This is a genomic window from Cupriavidus sp. H18C1 (assembly GCF_049311595.1).
Lineage (GTDB): Bacteria > Pseudomonadota > Gammaproteobacteria > Burkholderiales > Burkholderiaceae > Cupriavidus > Cupriavidus cauae.
This window is the reverse complement of record NZ_CP186008.1, coordinates 1,470,519-1,486,979: the sequence shown is the minus strand read 5'-3', so window position 1 is coordinate 1,486,979 and position 16,461 is coordinate 1,470,519. Positions and strand designations below refer to the sequence as shown.

Sequence of the window (16,461 nt, the reverse complement as noted above, 5' to 3'; positions counted from 1 at the left end):
GGATGTCGATGGTGGCGGGATCGCCGATGGATGTCGATGAATGGCGCGGAGTGCCGGGGCACGGGCGGCAGGCCGGCGACGCTACTGCGCCAAGCGCACGTTGTAGCGCCGCAGCGTTTCCACCAGCGTCTCATTGTTCGGGTCCAGCTTGACGCCTTCCTCCCACGTCTTGCGGGCCTCGTCGCGCTCGCCGAGCTGCCACAGCACCTCGCCCAGATGCGCGGCGATCTCGGCCTCGGGCGCCTTGGCATAGGCGTCGCGCAGCAGCTTGGCGGCGGGCTGCAGCTGCCCCAGGCGGAATTTGACCCAGCCCAGGCTGTCCATGATGTACGGATCGTCGGGGCCGAGCTCGGTCGCCTTCTCCAGCAGCTTCAGCGCTTCCTGCAGGCGGATGTTGCGATCGGCCAGCGAATAGCCCAGCGCGTTGTAGCCCTGCTTCTGGTCCGGCTGCATCGCGATGAACTGGCGCAGCCGGCGTTCCATGCTGTCGTAGCGCTTCTCGCGCTCGTCCAGCATCGCCAGCTCGTACAGCCATTCGGCATTCTTCGGCTCGGCCTTGACCCGTTCGTCCAGCACCTTGCGCGCGCGGTCGTAGGCCTTGACTTCCATCAGCATGCCGACCTCGGCCTGGCGCACCGCCATCATCCGCTGCGCGCGCTGGTCGGGGTCGGGAATGTCCTCCGCATCGGCCAGCATGTCGCCGAAGATCGCCTGCGCATCGTCGAACCGGCCCATGCGGCCCAGCATCTGCGCGCGCTTGACCGATGCCGCCCCGACCATGCGCTGGTCCTCGATCCGGTCCAGCCACTGCACCGCGCCCGCGTAGTCCTTGCGCTCCTCGGCGATCTGCGCGAGGTATTGGTAGGCGATGTCGGGATTGGAGGTGGGCGCCTTTTCGGCCAGCCGCAGATATTCGTGCAGGTAACGCTCGGCCTCGTCGTAGCGGCGCGCCTGCAGCCCGGTCAGGCCGAGCGCCAGCGGCACGCGGGGGTCGTCGGGCGCGACCTTGCGCAGCGCCTCGAATTCGCGCCGGGCCGCGTCCATCTCGTTGCGCTGCAGATAGACGCGCGCCAGCGTGATGCGGCCGTTCACCGAGGCGGGCGCCTTGTCGAGAAAGCGCTTCAGGCCGGCGATCGCCTGCTCGGGCGCGTTGTCGGCGCGCAGTTCGGCCGCCATCAGCGCCGCGGCTTCGTAGTCGGGACGCAGGCGCTGCGCTTCGTCGAGTTCCGCCAGCGCGCCCGGCACGTCGCCGGCGGTTTCCTTGGCCCGCGCGAGCGCCAGCCGGGTCTCGGCCGACTGCATGTCGTTGGCGACCAGCCGCTGCAGCAGCGCGGCCGCGCCGGCCGGATCGCTGGTGCGCGACAGCTGCTGCTGCAATTGCAGGATGGCCTCGGGCCGATGGCTCGGCGGCACGCCGTTCAGTTGCAGCGACAGCAGCGGCTCGGCTTCCTCCCAGCGCGCGTTGAGCACCAGCAGGGTGGACAGCACCTGGCGCGCGGCCGGCGAAGTGGGCGCCAGATCGGTCCACAGGCGGGCGCCATCGAGGGCCTGCTGCGGAACGCGCGCATTGAAGGCAATTTCGGTGGCGCGCTGCGCGAAGCGGGGATCGCGTGTCGAGCGGGCCAGTTCCACGTAGGTGCGGTAGGCCGGGCCGGTCAGGCCGCGTTGCATCGAGATCTCGGCGGCCATCACGCGGTACATGATGTCGGCCGTCAGCGGCAGCTCGGGCAGCGGCATCTTCGGCGGCAGCGGCGTCGCCGGAGTCGGCTCGAGCTCGCCGTCGCTGCCCAGCGTGAACATCGGGCGGCCGGCTTCTGCGCCGTCGGACTTCGCCTCCGCGCGCGCCGGATCGGCCTCGGCGGGCCGGGCATCGCGCGCACTGGCGCAGCCGGTCAGCGCGCCGGCGCCGACCAGGGCCGCCACCAGCAGCGGCAGCAGGCGCCGACCTGGCGCTGTGCGGCGCGCGGCGGTCTGCGCGGGCGGCTCGTCAAGCGGTACGTGGGAAGGGAGCAGAGCGGAGATGCGGTCCAGGCGGTCCGGCATGGGTGGGACTCCGGCACGCGTGGTGCCATATGACAAGTTAGGGCCATTGTAACGTGCCGCTACAATGCCCGGCTGCGGTGCACCATGGCTGGCATGGCGTCTGCCGCTTGGAGTCGTGCGCAAAGGAGAGGTTCGATGCCGGAATTGCCCGAGGTCGAGGTGACCCGACGGGGACTGCTGCCGCATCTGGAGGGCAGCCGCATCGTCGGGGTGGCGGTGCGCCATCGCGGCCTGCGCTGGCCGGTGCCCGAGGAGCTGGAAGCCTGCCTGCCCGGGCGGGTCATCCGGCGTGTCGAGCGGCGCGGCAAGTATCTGCTGCTCGAATGCGTGCGCGAGGCGGCCGCGGTGGTGGGCGGCGTGGCTGATGGCCATGGTGGCGATGGTTGCGATGGTGGCAATAGTGGGAATGGTGTGAATGGTGACAATGGCGCCGGCTGGCTGCTGATCCACCTCGGCATGACCGGGACCCTGCGCGTGTGGCACGAGCCGCCCGCGCCGGGCACGCACGACCATATCGACCTGCAGCTGCACGATGCGGCCGGCCGGCCGCTGACGCTGCGTTTCCGCGACCCGCGCCGTTTTGGCGCGGTGCTGTGGACCACGCTACCCGAGGCGCTGCTGCAGACCCATCCGCTGCTGCGCAATCTCGGCATCGAGCCGTTCGACCCGGCCTTCGACGGCGACTGGCTGTACCGCCATACGCGCGGACGCAGCGCGGCGATCAAGACGGTGCTGCTGTCGGGCGATATCGTGGTCGGCGTCGGCAACATCTATTGTTCCGAGAGCCTGTTCCGCGCCGGCATCCGGCCGACCACCGCCGCGGGCCGGCTGTCGCGCGCGCGTTGCGAGCGGCTCGCCGCCGCGGTGCGCGAGACGCTGGCGCTGGCGATCGAGCGCGGCGGCAGCACGCTGCGCGATTTCGTCGGCAGCGACGGCGCCAGCGGCTATTTCCAGCTCGACTGCCTGGTCTACGATCGCACCGGCAAGCCCTGCCGCCACTGCGCCACGCCGATCCGGCAGATCGTGCAGGGCCAGCGCTCGACGTTCTATTGCCCGCAATGCCAGCGCTGAGCGGACCGACACGCCGCGCCTGACTCCAAAAACATCCCGATCCCCTCGCTACGCATCGATGCCTCGCCGCTCCACCAGCCGATCCGCCATGGATTTCACTGCCGATCGCGCCGCCGACCTTGCCACCAACGCGGTGCCGTCCGATTTCGGCGCCCGCGTCGTGCAATGGCAGCGGCGGCACGGGCGCCACGACCTGCCCTGGCAGAACACGCGCGATCCCTACCGGATCTGGCTGTCGGAAATCATGCTGCAGCAGACCCAGGTCAGCGCGGTGATCGACTACTACCAGCGCTTTCTGGCGCGACTGCCGACCGTGCAGGCGCTCGCCGAGGCGCCGGCCGACGAGGTGATGGCGCTGTGGGCCGGGCTGGGCTACTACTCGCGGGCGCGCAATCTGCACCGCTGCGCCAAGCTGGTGGTCGAGCAGTACGGCGGCCGGTTTCCCAGCGATCCGGCCCTGCTGGCCGAGCTGCCCGGCATCGGCCGCTCGACCGCCGCCGCCATTGCCGCGTTCAGCGCGGGCGTGCGTGCGCCGATTCTCGACGGCAACGTCAAGCGGGTCTTCGCGCGCTGCTTCGGCGTGCACGGCCATCCCGGCGAGAAGGCGATCGAGAACCGGATGTGGGCGATGGCCGAGGCCGCGCTGCCGGCGCCGGGTCCGCACCAGTCCGAGGACATGGTGGCCTATACGCAGGGGCTGATGGACCTGGGCGCGACGGTCTGCTCGCGCGGCAAGCCGGGCTGTCTCGACGACGCGGCGCGCTGTCCGCTGTCGGACCTGTGCGTGGCCCGGCGCGAGGGACTGACCGCGGTGCTGCCGACGCCGAAGACGCGTGCGCCGATACCCGAGCGCAGCACCGTGATGGTGGTATTGCGGCACGGCCGCGAGGTGCTGCTGAGGCTGCGCGCGGACAGCGGGATCTGGGGCGGCCTGTGGAGCCTGCCCGAGCTGCCCGTGCCGGCGCCGCCGTTCGATGCCGAACGGGCCGAGGACGACGCGCTCGCCTTCGGACGGGCCTTCGGTACGCCGGCGCGCGCCGCGATGGTCGCCGAGATGACCCACGTCTTCACCCACTTCCGGCTGCTGATCCGCGCGGTGCGGGTCGACATGGCGGCATTGGCATTGCGCGATGCAAGCGCTGCAAACAGTGCAAGCGGTGCGGGCGGTGCAAGCGATGCGGGAGCAGCGGCGGAGCAATGGCGCTGGCTGTCGCTGGACCGGCTCGATGAGCTCGGCATGCCGGCGCCGGTGCGCAAGCTGCTGGCGGGCCAGGTGATGCCGCAATTGTTCTGAACCTCGACCGACACAGGCCAGCACAGGTCCACACCCGCCGCGCCGACGGCACCGACCGCCGCGCAGCCGCCGCGCGCTACAGCATGTGGTGCTGGCGCATGAAGCGATGCACGATCTCGATCCGCATGCCCGCATCGGGCAGCGCCATCAGCATCTGCCTCGCCTTCATCGGCACCGGCAGCAGTTCGCATAGCCGGTTGGCGACCCAGCTCGGGTCTTCCCACTGCATCGGTTCGGCGAACGGCAGCTTGTGCGGCGGCGCATGCAGCGAGGCCACGATCCGGCGCAGGGCCGCCAGGCATTCGCCCAGCAGTTCCAGCTTGCAGTCGATCACGTCGTCGGGCAGCAGTTCTGCGCGCGCGACCAGCAGGCCATCGTCGCGGGTGTGGTGCTCGAGCACGCGAAAGCGCTGCCTGCCGCGCGTCTCGATCAGCAGCACGCCGAGCTGCTCCATATTGCAGTCGACGATTTCGGCCAGGCAGCCGACGGCTTCCGGCACGGTGGCGCTGCCTTCCTGCGCGACCTCCGGGCCGCTGGCGATCAGGCAGACGCCGAACGCCGCGTTGTCGCGCAGGCAATTGCGCACCATGTCGACATAGCGGGGTTCGAATACGCGCAGCGGCAGCCGGCCGCCGGGAAACAGCACGGTATGGAGGGGAAACAGCGGCAGGCTGTCGACTTCGACGTGGAGCGGTGCCGCGTGATTGGACGCTGGGGAACTGGAAGACATGCGATCCCGAGAAGACTGTCGCTCACGGGGCGGGGGCACGCAGGTCGCGCCGCCGCCGGGATCCACCGCCTTGGCGCTGGCCGGTTCAGCCTACCGGCACCAGCTCGCGGTGTCTGACCAGCACATTACCATGCGCGCGGAAGTAGTTGGCAAGTCTTTCCGCGATGTAGACCGAGCGGTGCTGGCCGCCGGTGCAACCGATTGCCACCGTCAGATAGCTGCGGTTGTCGGCGACGAAGCTCGGCAGCCATTTCTCCACGTAGGCGCGAATGTCCTCGGCCATCGCCAGCACCATCGGCTGGCTCTGCAGGAAATCGATGACGGGCGCATCGCGTCCGGTCAGGGGCCGCAGTTGCAGGTCGTAATACGGATTGGGCAGCGAGCGCACGTCGAACACCATGTCGGCATCGCTCGGCACGCCGTGCTTGAAGCCGAACGAGGTGAACAGCAGCGTCAGTTGCAGGTTGTCGTCGCGGATGAAATCCTTGATCCACGCGCGCAGCGTATTGGTGCGCACATTGCTCGTATCGATCCGATGCGCCGATTCGGCCAGCGGGCTCAGCAACTCGCGCTCCATCTCGATCGCTTCGACCAGCGGGGTCTCGGTCGGCGCCGGTGCACCGTCCACTTCGCGGGCGGCCAGCCGCACCGACAGCGGATGGCGCCGCCGCGTTTCGGAATAGCGCTGTACCAGCGAATCGGTATTGGCGGTCAGGAAGACCACGCGGACTTCGTGCTCGGCCGACAGGCTGCGCAGCGTCTCCGGCAGCCGGGCCAGCGATTCGCGGCTGCGGATATCGGTGGCGATGCCCAGATGCGTGTAGCCCTCGGCCGCAAGGTAGCGGGCCAGTTCGGGGATGAACTGCGCGGGCAGGTTGTCGACGCAGTAGTAGCCTGCGTCTTCGAGCACGTTCAATGCAACCGATTTGCCGGAGCCGGAAATGCCGGTGATGAGGACGATGCGCATAACCCTTGAAGGATAGCATCGCGTGATGATTGCGTCATGACGGTCCGATGAAATCGGCCGCGTGCAAGGAAGGGATGGCCGGAAAAGGCGGCGAAAGCGTGCGAAAGCCGCGCAACTGCAGGAAGCCGCTCGGCAACGAAAAAGGCGAACCGCCGTATGCCGCGCGATCCGCCTTTCTTTTCGCCTTCTTTGCTTCCTGTTTCGCCTTCCGGCCGTTCCGGAACAATGCCGGATCAGTGAGCCGTCATGCGGACAGGCATTCCTTCATGAACGCCTTGCGTTCGTCGCCCTTCTTGCCGCTGGCCTGCGCATTGCACGCCTTCATCTTTTGCTGCTGCGAGTTGCCGGCCGTGGCGGGCTTGGCCGACAGGCATTCCTTCATGAAGGCCTTGCGCTCGTCGCCCGTCTTGCCGGCCGCCTGCGTGTTGCACGTCTTCATCTTGCTCTGCTGGCTGTTGCCGGAGGCGGTCTGGGCAAAGGCACCCGTGGCGACCAGAGGGCACAGCAGCACGCAGGTTGCGATCAGTGTCTTCATGCTGGAATCTCCTGACTGAGGATCGGGTCGCCAAGCGCAGGATGCGCAACGGCGCAGGCTGGGCGTGATGCCCATTACAGCACAAAACGCTGAAAACCCCAATCAGGTTGACGCTGTCGGCGTGTCCGGCACGCCGATGCGTCAATGCGTGCTGCGGCGCGGGCCAGGGCGACCCGCGAATTCGCACTCGGCCAGACGCTCAGAGCAGGCGGCCCTGGCCGCGCGAGGCCGCGTCGGCCTGCATCGCGGCGCGCTGGCGATCCATGAAATCGCGCAGCGTGTCGATGCCGCGCAGGCGCAGGATGGTGTTGCGCACCGCGGCCTCTACCAGCACCGCAAGGTTGCGGCCGGCCGCCACCTGGATCTTCACCATATGGATGGGCAGGCCCAGCACGTCGAGATATTGCGAATCAAGCGGCAGCCGCTCGAATTCACCGTCGTTGCGGCGGACCAGTTGGACCACGAGCTTGAGCTTCATCTTCCGGCGTACCGCGGTTTCGCCGAAGATGGTCTTGATATCGAGCAGACCCAGGCCGCGCACTTCGAGCAGGTTCTGCAGCAGCGGCGGGCAGCGGCCTTCGACGAAATCCGGTCCAAGACGCACGAAATCGACCGCATCGTCGGCGACCAGCCCGTGTCCGCGCGAGATCAGTTCGAGGCCCAGTTCGCTCTTGCCAAGGCCGGATTCGCCCATGATCAGCACGCCCATGCCGAGGATGTCGAGAAATACCCCGTGCATCGTCACGCGCGGCGCGGAAATGCGCGACAGGTACAGCCGCAGATGGTCGATCACCGCCGCCGAGGACACCGGCGTGGTGAACAGCGGCGTGGACGAGCGGGTGCAGCGCAGTTCCAGGTCCGGCGGCGGCTCCATGCCGTCGGCGATGACGAGGAAGGGCGGCTCCAGCAGGATCAGCTCGCCCATCTGCCGCTTGCGCGTTTCGTCGTCGAGCCGCTGGTAGTAGGTGATCTCCGGCTTGCCGAGCACCTGGATCCGGTTCGGGTGGATCAGGTTCAAGTGGCCGACCAGGTCGGCCGCGGAGGTTGCCTCGCGTGCGAAGTCGAGATCGAAGGCGCGATCGGCGCCCTCCAGCCCGGCCACCCAGGACAATTTGAGGTCGGCTGCGTTGTCGTCGAAGATCGACTGGGAGGTAACGCCGGTGAGTTCCATGCGGGATGAGGCGGGGCGCTAGGGCGGTGGTGAGGGCGAGCGGCGCGGCGGTCGGCCGCTTACGCCGAGAGGATCAAGGATGCCATTGCACCAGCAGCTGGTGAACCGCATCGGGCGTCGGCAAAGCGGCGAGACCATCACGCATATCGCGATCGGACAATAGCTGAGCGATTTCCGACAGGATTTCGAGATGCTGCTGCGTGGCCTGTTCCGGCACCAGCAGGAAGATCAGCAGCGAAACCGGCTTGCCATCGGGCGATTCGAACGGAATCGGCTCGGCAAGCCGCATGAAGGCGGCCAGCGGCTGCTTCAGGCCCTTGATGCGGCCATGCGGAATGGCCACGCCGGCACCGAGGCCGGTCGAGCCGAGCGATTCGCGGGCGAACAGGTTGTCGGTCACCGTGGCGCGCGCCACGCCATGGTTGTTTTCGAACAGCAGCCCGGCCTGTTCGAACACGCGTTTTTTGCTGGTGACGCTGACGTCGAGCGAGATATTGCCGGGCGGCAGCAGTTTGGCCAAACGGTTCATTTGAAAATGCGCGGAATTCCTGATACTGGCGCCGCCATGCGGTTTCTTGCCGGCGTGGGCCGGTCTGCCGTTGCTGGGCGGTGCGCGTTCGTTGCCGCCGCTTCCCGACTATCAGCGTGCGGCACATTATAGTGCAGGGGGCTCCCTGCCGTCCGATGCCGATCGCCCCGAGCGGCATTGCGCAAGGAAACGGGGCGGGCATTCTCTATATGTATTGCACAGCATACACCGGGAAGCCAGCCAGACGGAACCCCATCCCGGTTTCATCCTATAGGTTGCACGGCGAGCCGGCACTGCGGGCTCGCCCGAGGGCCGGTGCGCAGGGCGCAAAAAAGCCGTGCACCTGGCACGGCTTCTTTCCTCACTTCAAGGCCGGCCGGCGTTGTGGCCGCGCCGAATCTTCAAGCTACTGCTGGGCCTGACTGGCCACGAAGCTGTGGTACTTCAGCGATTCGCGGTCGTGGCTCTGCACCTTGTCCTTGTAGCGGATCACTTGCCGGTCCAGCTTGTCGACCAGCATGTCGATTGCCGCGTATAGATCTTCGTGGTGCGCCTCGACAAAGATGTCCTTGCCCTTCAGATGCACATTGATTTCCGCGCGTTGACGGCGATCCTTTTCCTTTTGATTGTCGACCGATAGCAGCACGCTGACGTCAATAACCTGATCGAAATGCCTGAGGATTCGCTCCAGTTTCGTTTCCACGTACTCACGCAGTGAAGGCGTGATGTCCAAGTGGTGTCCACTGATCTTGAAGTTCATAGCGCTTCTCCTTCTGAAAGAGCCGCACCAGGCAGGCGATGCGACTCGGCTACAAAGACTTGCGAAGGTTCACGGCGGGGATCTTCAAGGCTTCACGATATTTGGCGACGGTACGTCTCGCCACGACGAAGCCTTGTTCCCCCAGCAGTTCGGCAATCCGGCTGTCGGACAACGGGTTTCTGGGGTCTTCGGCTCCTATCAACTGCTTGATCAGCGCACGGATTGCGGTGGAAGAGGCGGCACCGCCGGTTTCGGTCGATACATGGCTGCCAAAGAAATATTTCAGCTCGAATGTCCCCATCGGGGTGGCCATGTACTTATTGGTCGTCACACGAGAAATGGTCGACTCGTGTAGACCCAGTGTATCGGCTATCTCCCTCAAAACCAAGGGGCGCATCGCAATTTCACCGTGCGTGAAGAAATTCTTCTGCCGCTCCACGATCGCTTGTGCGACGCGCAAAATGGTGTCGAAACGCTGCTGGATATTTTTGATGAGCCAGCGCGCCTCCTGCAGTTTCTGCTGCAATCCCGCGGCGCCGGTATCGCCTTTTGCGCCGCGCAAAATCTGCGCATACATATCGTTGATGCGCAGCCGCGGCATCACATCGGGATTGAGCTGGGCGATCCAGTTATGGCCGCTCTTGCGCACGAACACGTCCGGCACGACGAAGTCCGCTTCGGGCCGGCTGTAGGCATGGCCGGGATAGGGCGCCAGCGAGCGGATCAGCTCGTGCGCGGCCTTCAGCTGCATGTCGTCGACCTGCAGCGCCTTCTTCAGCCGCGTGTAGTCGCGCGCGGCCAGCAGTTCGAGGTGATGGCGCACGATCGTCATCGCCAGCTCGCGCTGCGGATGTTCGATGCGGCGCAGTTGCAGCGACAGGCATTCGGCCGCGTTGCGTGCGCCGACCCCGGGCGGGTCGAAGCTTTGCAGCAGCGTGAGCATCGCGTGCACTTCGTCGAGCTCGAATTCGAGCTCCTCGGGCAATTCGGAGAGGATTTCCTCGAGCGAGGCGCTCAGATAGCCATCGTCGTCGAGCGATTCGATCAGGAAAATCGCCAGGCCCTTGTCGCGCGTGGAGATTTTCAGCGGCGCCAATTGCTCCATCAGATATTCGCGCAGCGTAGGCTCGGCATCGCGCAATTGCAGCGGCGTTTTCTCGTCCTCGTCGCTTTGCGGGCGGCGGGCGAAGTCGTCCAGGCTCCAGTCGCCGCCATAATCGTCGCCCGCGCCGTCGGCGTAGCCGTCGTCGGCCGCGGCCGCGCCATCCGCGCGCGAGTCCGCGGGCGCCGCGGGCTCGGAGGACGGGGTCGTGGTGGTGGTCTGCACATTGACCGAGCCGTCTGCGGCGACCCGCAGCGGGCTTTCGATCCAGTCGTTTTCGCGTTCGAGCAGGGGGATTCTCGGTCAGCGCCTGCTCGACTTCCTGTTGCAGTTCCAGCGTGGAGAGCTGCAACAGCCGGATCGACTGCTGCAGCTGCGGCGTCAAGGCCAGATGCTGGGAGAGGCGTAGCTGTAGCGACGGTTTCATGCGGCCTATTTTATGCGCAACTTCGGCCGCGATGGAACGGAATTTGCTATCGGAAGTTTCGATTGCGTGGTCAGAAGCGATTGCCTGATGGATCACCAGTGCAGGATCCGTACATCGCCCGTGCCCAAATGAAAACGGCCGCCCTCTGTGCGAGGGCGGCCGCGCGCCAAACCGCCATTACATGCGGAAGTTTTCGCCCAGATAGACGCGCCGCACCGATTCGTTGGCGATGATGTCCTTGGGCTCGCCGGCCGCCAGCACCGCGCCTTCGCTGATGATGTACGCGTGGTCGCAGATGCCCAGCGTCTCGCGCACATTGTGGTCGGTGATCAGCACGCCGATATTGCGTGCCTTCAGGAAGCTGACGATGCGCTGGATCTCGCCGACCGCGATCGGGTCGACGCCGGCGAACGGCTCGTCGAGCAGGATGAAGCGCGGCGCGGAGGCCAGCGCCCGCGCAATCTCGACGCGGCGGCGCTCGCCGCCCGACAGCGACAGCGCGGGGTTGTTGCGCAGGTGCGCGATCTGCAGGTCGTCGAGCAGGCTGTCGAGCCGGCGCTCGATCTCCGCGCCGGACAGCGCCTTGCCGTTGTCGCGCTGCAGCTCCAGCACCGCGCGGATGTTCTGCTCGACATTGAGCTTGCGGAACACCGACGCTTCCTGCGGCAGGTACGACAGGCCCATGCGGGCGCGCTCGTGGATCGGCAGGCCGCTGATGTGCTGGCCGTCGAGCACGATGTCGCCTTCGTCGAGCGCGACCAGACCAACGATCATGTAGAACGAGGTGGTCTTGCCCGCGCCGTTGGGGCCGAGCAGGCCGACGACCTCGCCGCTCTTGACGTCCAGCGACACGTCCTTGACCACGGTGCGCGAGCCGTAGCGCTTCTTCAGATGGCGCACCACCAGGTTGCTGGTGGCGGGCATCGTGCCCGCGCCAGCGCCGGCTGCGGTGTTGGCGTTGGCGGCAGGAGCGGTGGCGGTAGCGGTGTCGGCAACGGACATGTGGGCAATCCTTTGATACTGCGTCATGCGAAGCGTGCGTGGCGGAGCAGGCGTGGCGAAGCGTGCGTGGCGTGCGGGTACGTCAGGCCCGGGAAGCGATCAGGGCTTGGCCGTCGGCGAGCCCCTTCAGGTCGACGCCGGCACCACTGCCGCCGGTCCCCTGGCTCTGGCGCGGCGACAGCACGGCGCGCACGCGGCCGGACGGGTTTGCCGGCGCCGCGTTGCCGCTGCCGCCGGCGGCGGTGTAGAACTCGTTGCGGCTGTCATAGGTCAGCACCGCGCCGCGGATCTCGTCGACCACCTTGGCGCCCGCCAGGCGCGCCATGCGCGCATTGCCGATCAGCTTGGCCACTTCCTGCTTGCCGTCGTATTCGATGCGGTCGCCCCAGCCGTCGATGTACTCGTCGACGTTGTCGCGCTTCTGCCGGATATAGGCCTGCTTGCCGCCCTTGGAGGTGGCCACCGCGTACTGGTAGCCCTCGGGGTCGGTGCGCACCTCGGCGGCATCGGACTTCAGCACCATGGTTCCCTTGGTCAGCACCACGTTGCCGGTCAGCGTATAGATCTGCTTGACGTCGTCGTAGCTGGCGTTGTCGGCCTCGAGCACCAGCGGCTTGTCGCGGTCGGCGCGTTCGGCGAGCGCCGGCAGGGCGAGCGTCATGCCGGCGGCGAAGGCGAGCAGCACGGCGGTGGCGCGGCGGCGGGTCCAGGTCGTCAGGGTCAGGGTCATGTTGGCCACGATGGCGTTGATTGGCGTTGTCCGGGAATCGTCCAGGGAGGGCAGGCGGCCCGGACTGGCGCAAGGATCGTTCGAAGGGTGCGCGCCTGGCGCGCGGGCGCGATGCGTCATGGTTTCGCGCCGCCGCCGCGCGGCGCCATCACGATGGTGCCGCGCACATTGCCGAGCAGGTTGACCTCGCGCGTGACATTGTTGAAGACCAGGCCGTTGGCGGTCATCACCGACGGGCCGCGGGTCAGCTTGACCGGCTTGTCGGTCTTGACGATGTCGTCGTTGATCAGGATCTGGAAGTAGCTGGAAGTCGCGCTCATCTGCGGGTCCTGCGACGGATCGGCGCCCTGCACGCGAACGATATGGGCGTTGCCGAACAGGTCGATCACGCTGGCGTCGGCGTTCATCTTGCCCACATCGGCGGTGCCGGTCACCGGCGGCCGATCGGGCTCGTAGGCGCGCATCGCCGGCCGCGTGACCTCGTAGGTCTGGTCGTCCTCGTAATGGATCATCCGCTCGCCGGTGAAGCGCATCTTGGTGCTGCCGTCCTCGGCCAGTTCGGTCGCGGTGAAGCGCTCCATCCAGTAGTCGGGTACATGGCGCTTCTGGCGTTCGCCATCGCTGACCTCGCGCGGCGTGTTGACCTGCACCAGCCAGAAGGTACTGCCGGCAACCAGCGCCATCAGCAGCAGCGGCATCAGCCGCAGCGCGAGGCGGGACAGGGAAGGAAACAGATCCCGCATGGCTTGCGTCAAATGACCTTGGCCCGGGTCAGGTCATGGATATGCAGCGCGCCGACCAGGCGGTGGTCGGCGTCGACCACCAACAGCTGGTTGATGCGGTTCGCTTCCATGACCTGCACCGCCTCGACCGCGAGCTGATCCGGCCCGACGGTGAAGGGGTTGGCGTGCATGACATCCCCGATCGGCACGGTCTTCCAGTCGCGCGGCGTCTCCAGCAGCCGGCGCAGGTCGCCGTCGGTGAAGACGCCGATCGCGCGCCCGTCGGCATCGACGATCGCGGTCATGGCCATGCCCTTGCGGGTGATTTCCATCAGGGCCTGCGCCAGCGGCGTGCTTTCGCGGACCTCGGGCACCGCATTGCCGGTGCGCATCACGTCGCGCACATGGGTCAGCAGCTTGCGGCCGAGCGCACCGCCGGGGTGCGAGCGGGCGAAGTCCTCCTCGCCGAAGCCGCGCGCGTCGAGCACCGCCACCGCCAGCGCGTCGCCCAGCGCCAGCGCCGCCGTGGTGCTGGCGGTCGGGGCGAGGTTCAGCGGGCAGGCTTCCTTCTCGACGCGGGCGTCCAGATGCGCGTCGGCCAGCTGGGCCAGATTCGACTCGACGTTGCCGGTCACCGAGATCAGCTTGGCGCCGATCCGCTTGACGATCGGGACGATCGACAGCAGTTCGGAGGTCTCGCCGGAGTTGGAGAAGGCGATCAGCACGTCGTCGCGCGTGACCATGCCGAGGTCGCCATGCGAGGCCTCGGCGGGATGGACGAAGAAGGCGGGCGTTCCGGTCGAGGCCAGCGTGGCCGCGACCTTGCGGCCGATATGGCCGGACTTGCCGATGCCGGAGACCACCACGCGGCCCGAGCACTCCAGCACCAACTGCACCGCCCGCGCGAAGTCCGGCGTCAGCCGCGACGACAACGCGGCGACCGCATCGGCTTCGATCTGCAGGGTATGGCGTGCGAGCTCGAGTGCTCTTTCCGCATTGAAATTGGCTATCATGGCGACGAAGTATACCAATGAATGCGATGACGCCCGGGCCGGTCGCGGCGCGTCCGGCGCGGCGTCCGCCTCCGCGTCCGGGTTGCGTCTCCGCCGGCTGGCCGCCCCGGCGGGATACCGCCGTGCGGACAGCCCGGCCCTGGTCCACCGCTTGCATGCTGCCCGCAGCGACCGCTGCGCTGCTGTACCGCTATTCGCACCACCGTTCGCGCTACGGCCCGCACCAACCGTTCGCACTACGGCCCGCACCAACCGCTCGTACTACCGCTCGCATCAACGCTCGCATCAACGCTCGCACCACCACCGGCCCGCCCGAATGCATTCTCCGCTGGACTTGACCCTTGTGCTGCTGGCCGCCGCCGTGCTCGGCGTGGTTGCCTTCCGCATGCTGCAGCTGCCGCCGATGCTCGGTTATCTGGCGGTCGGCATCCTGATCGGACCCCACGCGCTCGGCCTGGCCAGCGATTCCGGGCAGACCAAGTACCTTGCCGAGTTCGGGGTGGTCTTTTTGATGTTCTCGATCGGGCTGGAGTTCAATCTGGCCAAGCTGCGCTCGATGCGGCGGCTGGTGTTCGGCCTCGGCGGCAGCCAGGTGGTACTGACCATGCTGGCGGTGGCGCCGGCCGGCTGGCTGTTCAGCGCGGTGTTCGACCTGAGCTGGCAGGCCTCGATCGCGCTGGGCGGGGCGCTGGCGATGTCGTCGACCGCGATCGTCTCCAAGATGCTGTCCGAACGGCTGGAGCTGGAGACCGAGCACGGCCGCAACATCTTCAGCGTGCTGCTGTTCCAGGATCTGGCGGTGGTGCCGCTGCTGATCGTGATTCCCGCGCTGTCGCGCGACCCCGGCGAGCTGCCGATGGCGCTGGGCCTGGCCATCATCAAGATCGTGGTCGCGCTGACGCTGATCTTCGTGCTCGGCAAGGAGGTGGTCAGCCGCTGGTTCCATGTGGTAGCCGCGCGCCGCTCGCAGGAACTGTTCATGCTGAACCTGCTGCTGGTCACGCTGGGCATGGCGGCGCTGACCGAGCGGCTGGGCCTGTCGATGGCGCTGGGCGCCTTCATGGCGGGCATGCTGATCGCGGAAACGCCGTACCGGCATCAGGTCGAGGAGGACATCAAGCCGTTCCGCGACGTGCTGCTCGGCCTGTTCTTCGTCACCATCGGCATGCTGCTCAATGTCCGCGTGGTGGTCGACAACCTGTGGCTGGTGCTGACGCTGCTGATCGTGCCGGTGCTGTTCAAGTTTCTGCTGATCGCCGGCCTGGCGCGGCTGTTCGGCTCGCGTCCCGGCGTGGCGATCCGTACCGGGCTGGGGCTGGCGCAGGCCGGCGAGTTCGGCTTCGTGCTGCTGAACCAGATCGACGGGCTGGGGCTGGTCGATCCGGTGCTGACGCAGGTGATCCTCGCCTCGATGCTGCTGTCGATGCTGGTGGCCCCGTTCCTGATCCAGTACAGCGACGCGATCGCGATGCGCTTTGCCGCCAACGAATGGCTGCTGCAGTCGCTGAACATGACGCGCATCGCCGCGCAGAGCCTGCAGACCGAGAAGCACGCGATCATCTGCGGATACGGCCGCAGCGGCCAGAACCTGGCCCGCATGCTCGAGCGCGAGGGCATCGGCTATGTCGCGCTGGACCTGGACCCGGACCGCGTGCGCGAGGCCGCCGCGGCCGGCGATACGGTGGTCTACGGCGACGCCGGCCGGCGCGAGGCGCTGATCGCGGCGGGCATTCACCGCGCCGCGGCGGTGATCATCACCTATGCCAACACACCGTCGGCGCTGAAGGTCCTGCACCATGTGCACGAGCTCGAGCCCGCGCTGCCGGTGATCGTGCGCACGGTCGACGATTCGGAGCTGGAGGTGCTGCAGCGCGCCGGCGCCACCGAGGTCGTGCCCGAGATCATCGAGGGCAGCCTGATGCTGGCCTCGCATGCGCTGGTGCTGCTGGGCGTGCCGATGCGGCGCGTGGTGCGGGGCGTGCAGCAGGCGCGCGACGCGCGCTACAGCCTGCTGCGCGGCTACTTCCACGGCCGCGACGACGAGGAGGACATGATCGAGCGCGATTCGGTGCGGCTGCATTCGCTGTCGCTGGGACCGGACGCCACCGCGGTCGGCCGGCGCCTGGGCACGCTGGGGCTCGAGCATATCGGCGCCGAGGTCACCGCCGTGCGGCGGCGCGGCATCCGCGCCTTCGATCCGCAGCCCGATACCGTGCTCGAGCCCGGCGACATCCTGGTGCTGCGCGGCACGCCCGAGGCGCTCGAGGCGGCCGAGCAGCGCCTGACCGAGCGCTGACGGAGCACGCTCCCTCTCCCCCGGCCCCCCCACGCGCAAGCGGGAGCGGGGCGAAATAGACAGCAAGCA

Annotated in this window: 14 protein-coding genes and 1 pseudogene; 3 read left to right on the top strand and 12 right to left on the bottom strand. The window is 67.4% G+C overall.

The window, feature by feature from the left end; translation table 11 throughout:
• Positions 1 to 81 precede the first annotated feature (81 nt).
• Positions 82 to 2,043 (bottom strand): tetratricopeptide repeat protein, encoded by a 1,962-nt coding sequence (locus tag OJJOAM_RS06980; protein WP_422649313.1) that lies wholly within the window; start codon positions 2,041 to 2,043, stop codon positions 82 to 84.
• Positions 2,044 to 2,178: 135 nt separating this feature from the next.
• Between OJJOAM_RS06980 and mutM the strand changes: the two genes are divergently transcribed.
• Both mutM and mutY read left to right on the top strand, forming a co-directional pair.
• On the top strand, positions 2,179 to 3,114 hold the full coding sequence (mutM, locus tag OJJOAM_RS06975; RefSeq protein WP_422649312.1) for a bifunctional DNA-formamidopyrimidine glycosylase/DNA-(apurinic or apyrimidinic site) lyase: 936 nt from the start codon (positions 2,179 to 2,181) through the stop codon (positions 3,112 to 3,114).
• 58 nt (positions 3,115 to 3,172) lie between these two features.
• Positions 3,173 to 4,408 carry an A/G-specific adenine glycosylase gene (gene mutY / locus OJJOAM_RS06970; protein WP_422649311.1) on the top strand — a complete coding sequence of 412 codons (1,236 nt, stop codon included), beginning with the start codon at positions 3,173 to 3,175 and terminating at the stop codon, positions 4,406 to 4,408.
• A 76-nt stretch (positions 4,409 to 4,484) separates the two neighbouring features.
• Here the strand turns inward: mutY and OJJOAM_RS06965 are convergent, their stop codons facing one another.
• From OJJOAM_RS06965 to OJJOAM_RS06915, 11 genes and pseudogenes are all read right to left on the bottom strand, one after another.
• Positions 4,485 to 5,138, bottom strand: a complete 654-nt coding sequence (locus tag OJJOAM_RS06965; RefSeq protein WP_150084691.1) for an LON peptidase substrate-binding domain-containing protein — start codon at positions 5,136 to 5,138, stop codon at positions 4,485 to 4,487.
• A gap of 85 nt (positions 5,139 to 5,223) precedes the next feature.
• Positions 5,224 to 6,105: an RNase adapter RapZ gene (rapZ, locus tag OJJOAM_RS06960; RefSeq protein WP_422649310.1), complete on the bottom strand. Its 882-nt coding sequence runs from the start codon at positions 6,103 to 6,105 to the stop codon at positions 5,224 to 5,226.
• A gap of 244 nt (positions 6,106 to 6,349) precedes the next feature.
• Positions 6,350 to 6,640 carry a PsiF family protein gene (locus OJJOAM_RS06955; RefSeq protein ID WP_149320114.1) on the bottom strand — a complete coding sequence of 97 codons (291 nt, stop codon included), beginning with the start codon at positions 6,638 to 6,640 and terminating at the stop codon, positions 6,350 to 6,352.
• A 199-nt stretch (positions 6,641 to 6,839) separates the two neighbouring features.
• The gene (hprK, locus tag OJJOAM_RS06950; protein ID WP_422649309.1) at positions 6,840 to 7,811 is read right to left on the bottom strand and encodes an HPr(Ser) kinase/phosphatase; all 972 of its coding nucleotides are present in this window, start codon (positions 7,809 to 7,811) and stop codon (positions 6,840 to 6,842) included.
• A 73-nt stretch (positions 7,812 to 7,884) separates the two neighbouring features.
• Entirely contained in the window at positions 7,885 to 8,340 is a 456-nt protein-coding gene (gene ptsN, locus OJJOAM_RS06945) for a PTS IIA-like nitrogen regulatory protein PtsN (RefSeq protein WP_006576782.1), read from the bottom strand.
• A 406-nt stretch (positions 8,341 to 8,746) separates the two neighbouring features.
• Positions 8,747 to 9,100 carry a ribosome hibernation-promoting factor, HPF/YfiA family gene (gene hpf / locus OJJOAM_RS06940; RefSeq protein ID WP_149320116.1) on the bottom strand — a complete coding sequence of 118 codons (354 nt, stop codon included), beginning with the start codon at positions 9,098 to 9,100 and terminating at the stop codon, positions 8,747 to 8,749.
• A 49-nt stretch (positions 9,101 to 9,149) separates the two neighbouring features.
• Positions 9,150 to 10,629: pseudogene (locus OJJOAM_RS06935) on the bottom strand (RNA polymerase factor sigma-54).
• Between the two features lie 177 nt (positions 10,630 to 10,806).
• A complete protein-coding gene (gene lptB / locus OJJOAM_RS06930; protein ID WP_149320117.1) occupies positions 10,807 to 11,631 on the bottom strand; it encodes an LPS export ABC transporter ATP-binding protein in 825 nt (274 codons plus the stop codon).
• Between the two features lie 82 nt (positions 11,632 to 11,713).
• Complete coding sequence (gene lptA / locus OJJOAM_RS06925; protein ID WP_422649308.1) at positions 11,714 to 12,361, bottom strand: lipopolysaccharide transport periplasmic protein LptA; 648 nt, start codon at positions 12,359 to 12,361, stop codon at positions 11,714 to 11,716.
• A 116-nt stretch (positions 12,362 to 12,477) separates the two neighbouring features.
• The gene (gene lptC / locus OJJOAM_RS06920) at positions 12,478 to 13,104 is read right to left on the bottom strand and encodes an LPS export ABC transporter periplasmic protein LptC (protein WP_422649307.1); all 627 of its coding nucleotides are present in this window, start codon (positions 13,102 to 13,104) and stop codon (positions 12,478 to 12,480) included.
• A gap of 8 nt (positions 13,105 to 13,112) precedes the next feature.
• Complete coding sequence (locus tag OJJOAM_RS06915) at positions 13,113 to 14,096, bottom strand: KpsF/GutQ family sugar-phosphate isomerase (protein WP_422649306.1); 984 nt, start codon at positions 14,094 to 14,096, stop codon at positions 13,113 to 13,115.
• Positions 14,097 to 14,412: 316 nt separating this feature from the next.
• On the opposite strand from OJJOAM_RS06915, the gene OJJOAM_RS06910 reads away from it, so the two are divergent.
• Positions 14,413 to 16,392, top strand: coding sequence for a monovalent cation:proton antiporter-2 (CPA2) family protein (locus OJJOAM_RS06910; protein WP_422649305.1), 1,980 nt, complete (start codon positions 14,413 to 14,415; stop codon positions 16,390 to 16,392).
• Positions 16,393 to 16,461 lie beyond the last annotated feature (69 nt).